Origin of the sequence: Clostridium frigoris, from assembly GCF_018861865.1 — a bacterium.
Classification (GTDB): domain Bacteria; phylum Bacillota; class Clostridia; order Clostridiales; family Clostridiaceae; genus Clostridium_AD; species Clostridium_AD frigoris.
Genome location: NZ_JAHLDV010000124.1, coordinates 1 through 1,921 on the forward strand (window position 1 = coordinate 1; position 1,921 = coordinate 1,921).

Below are 1,921 nucleotides of genomic sequence, written 5' to 3' on the forward strand. Positions count from 1 at the left end.
TTCTTTACCTATTTCTCTGTTTAATTTTCAAAGACCAATTTGCTTTGTCATCATGTGACGACTTCTACTATAATACTAGGTTTTTCTTGTTTTGTCAACTACTTCTTTAAATAAACTTTCATTCAAAAATTATCAAATTATAATTAACGGTTAGTTTCGTGTGCCACTCGTATGTGACGACAAGGAGTATTCTATCATATATATAACAAGTCACTTTTTTCATAAATAGCTTCTAATAAGATTAGCTCTATATTTCTACATATATGTCTAAATACTTCAATATACCTTATTAGGATACGCATGGTAAAATGATTTTAATATTTGTAATATTGTTAATTTTAACTCATTTTCATAAAAGTCGTCTTACATATTAAACATTAAGTATTAAAAAGTTACGCTTACTTTGGTTTCTTTTCCTATAGTAAGTAGTGCTATGAGTTAGATATTTACATGATAATGGCGGCTACTACAATGGCCCTCCAGATTATATAACGCTAGCTAAACTATTGCACCACTAAATGTAGTGACACAAGAATTAATCCTAATGTGGGGGTTTTTAGCCAAGATGTGATTAGTATAAACTTAACATATAACATAACTATTACTATGAAATATATAAATGAACTTACAAGTAAAGATAATTTAAAAATCACCTGAGGGAATATTGAAGTTACTTCAGCTAATAATGGCTTGTTCTAAAAAGATATAGTTGCTTTAAAATAAATAACTACAGCAACCTATACATTCATGCTTAAATTATTAGTTAGTTACTATGTAATACCTCAGGCTTACTATACTATAATTAGTAAAATCCTTAAAGAGGCTTAAAAGCTCGTCAAACCACTAAAACAATATAATCTATATTTAATTAAAATGTACTCATAAGACATATAGATAATTTTTGCCAAGAAATTAAAACACATAATAGAAAATTTGAAACGCCTGCTCAGAAACTGGGAATTGCTAATAAGATATATGACATTTAAGATATTCTATACTTTAAATAAAGAAATTTAAAACTATATTTATCAAGTAAAATTAAGTACAAATATAATAATATATTTTCATATTAGATTTAAGGTAATAATGGTATACCCAAAGAAATACTTTGTATCAAAATAGTATAATATTGCGTAGCAACACAATATCATAGATTGTATTAAATAATAATTTTAAATATGGATATAATAAAATTAAAATTATTATTGAGGTGATTATATTGAAAAGAGCTATCACATTTTTATTACTATTATTTATTTTAGTTTTTATACCTATACAAAATTCTAAGGCTTACAGTACTACAGGTACATTGAACAATAAAACTTTAACTTCAGATATAGCAATTAAAGATGGTGATGCAGTAATGATTGGTTATACTGATAGTGTTTCGAGCAAAACTCACAATGACATGGAAATATATAATATTAATAAACTTGATGATTTTATTAAAAGTACAAATATAGGAAAAGAAGATAAGATTCGAATTGTAGAGTACGAAAATAATGTAACTGGTACATGAGTAAATAAAATATATGAATTAAACTATGATGGAAAGAAAATAATTGATATTGAATATGATACATATTCTAATCCTAATGTATTTATTCCAAGCCAACCATATATCTTTAATAAAATAATAAAGAGAGATTACCCTGATGGAATATCCTACAGAATTTGTGGTTCAAAAAACGATGAAAATGATGATTGTGCGAAATAAATTAGTTTTTACAAAAACAGTATAGTTGACAAGAAAGAATAGTATTATAAATAGTTTTTCTGATTCCTACTTTTCATTTATGACGACACACGTAGGGGCTGTCTCAAAATGATTAAAAAATCATTTTAAGAGATAGCCTTTTTTTCTTATTAATTTTAATAAAAACATTAAAAAATTACTCTTTTAATGTTTTTTTTTAATGCT

General features: G+C 25.1%; 1 protein-coding gene. It reads left to right on the top strand.

Annotated elements, in window-relative coordinates; genetic code table 11:
* Nucleotides 1–1,219: 1,219 nt before the first annotated feature.
* On the top strand, nt 1,220–1,519 hold the full coding sequence (locus KPL37_RS19335) for a DUF4362 domain-containing protein (protein WP_216151698.1): 300 nt from the start codon (nt 1,220–1,222) through the stop codon (nt 1,517–1,519).
* Nucleotides 1,520–1,921 lie beyond the last annotated feature (402 nt).